Genomic DNA, 1671 nt, shown 5'->3' on the forward strand with positions numbered 1-1671 from the left:
TGTTATGGCTTTTTTGAAATGTCCGGTTCTGGCTCATTAGAAATGTCCGATTTCTGCCCTAGTTGACGCGCACGCTCGCGTGAGGCGTCGACCAGGGGCGAACCATGAACGGACGTGAGCTGATCACGGCAAGCATGCGCGAACTCGAGCGGGTCAAGGTCATCGAGGCGGTCGTTGAAGGCCGCCTGCGGTGTTTTCAGGCGGCTGAGCGGCTGCGGCTCAGCGAGCGGCAGATCAGCCGGCTGTGCCGGCGCTATGAGGCCGCAGGCCCGGCAGGCCTCGTGTCGTGCCGGCGTGGGCAGCCGAGCAACCGGGAACTGCCAGTCGACCTGCGGGCCCGGGCCATGGCGCTGGTGCGCGAACGCTACGCCGATTTCGGGCCAACGCTGGCGTGCGAGAAGCTCGCTGAATGCCACGGCATCTGGCTGGCAAAGGAGACCGTACGTCGATGGATGCGCGATGCGGGCCTGTGGATTCCGCGCGCGCAGCGTCCGCCGAAGGTCTATCAGCCACGGGCCCGGCGCGCGTGCCTGGGTGAACTCGTCCAGATCGACGGCAGCGATCACCGCTGGTTTGAGGAGCGCGCACCGGCCTGCACGCTGCTGGTGTATGTGGACGACGCGACAAGTCGCCTGATGCACCTGCACTTCACGCAGACCGAATCGACCTTCAGCTACTTCGAGGCGACGCGTGCATACCTGGAGCGTCATGGTAAGCCGGTGGCGCTGTACAGCGACAAGGCAAGCGTATTCCGCAGTGTCAGGGCCCACGAGACCGGACGCAGCGTGACGCACTTCGGGCGCGCGATGTACGAACTGAACATCGAGACGTTCTGCGCCAATAGCAGCTCGGCCAAGGGCCGTGTGGAGCGTGCCCACCTGACGCTGCAGGACCGCCTGGTGAAGGAGCTGCGCCTGCGCGGCATCAGCACGGCGGCGGACGCGAATGCGTATGCGCCTGCCTTCGTGGCTGCCTACAACGTGCGCTTTGCGAAGCCGCCCAGGAGCACGTTCAACGCGCACCGGCCGTTGCGTGAGGACGAGGATCTGGACGCCCTGCTCACCTGGCGCGAGACGCGGCGCGTGACGAAGTCACTCACGGTGCAGTACGACCGCGTGATGTACCTGCTCGACGATACGCCACAGAACCGGAAGCTGGTGCATCGCTACATCGAGGTCTGGGAGTACCCGGACGGACGCATCGAGTTGCGGGCCGATGCGCGGATACTGCCGTACCGCGAGTATGACCGGCTCACCGAGGTGGACCAGGGGGCGGTGGTCGAGCACAAGCGTCTGGCGCACGCGCTGGAGGTGGCGCAGGCGTTGCAGGCGCAGCGTGACGACCGGCGCGCGTCAGGCTCGCCCTCGCGCACGAACCGCGGCATCGAGGTGCGCCAGGCCGAGCGGGTGCCGGGCACGAAGAAGACGCGCGAGTTCACGCAGGCGGACATGGAAGCGGTGATCGTGAAGCTGGCGCAGGACGCAAAGCCAGATTCAAAACCTGGCCGGCGGTCTTCGAGGGCTCGCTGAATGTGCACCAGCGTCCTGCTGCTCCAGACGCTATCCTTCAAAACGGAATGGAGATCAAACCCGGGAAAGACAGAAGCAAACCTCACTAAAACCGGACATTTCTATTGAGCCGGAGACCAGACATCTCTATCTGGCCATGACA

The 1671-nt window shown here is 64.8% G+C and carries 1 protein-coding gene; it reads left to right on the forward strand.

The window, feature by feature from the left end:
* The first annotated feature begins 104 nt into the window (after positions 1 to 104).
* Entirely contained in the window at positions 105 to 1529 is a 1425-nt protein-coding gene (locus C7402_RS46075; protein WP_112178363.1) for an ISNCY family transposase, read from the forward strand.
* Positions 1530 to 1671 lie beyond the last annotated feature (142 nt).

The sequence above is a fragment of the Paraburkholderia unamae genome (assembly GCF_003096875.1).
In the GTDB taxonomy this organism is placed as follows: domain Bacteria; phylum Pseudomonadota; class Gammaproteobacteria; order Burkholderiales; family Burkholderiaceae; genus Paraburkholderia; species Paraburkholderia unamae.

What these genes read in the sequence shown, in the direction of transcription:
- C7402_RS46075 (WP_112178363.1), top strand. Translation starts at nt 105, where the DNA reads ATGAACGGACGTGAGCTGATCACGGCAAGCATGCGCGAACTCGAGCGG.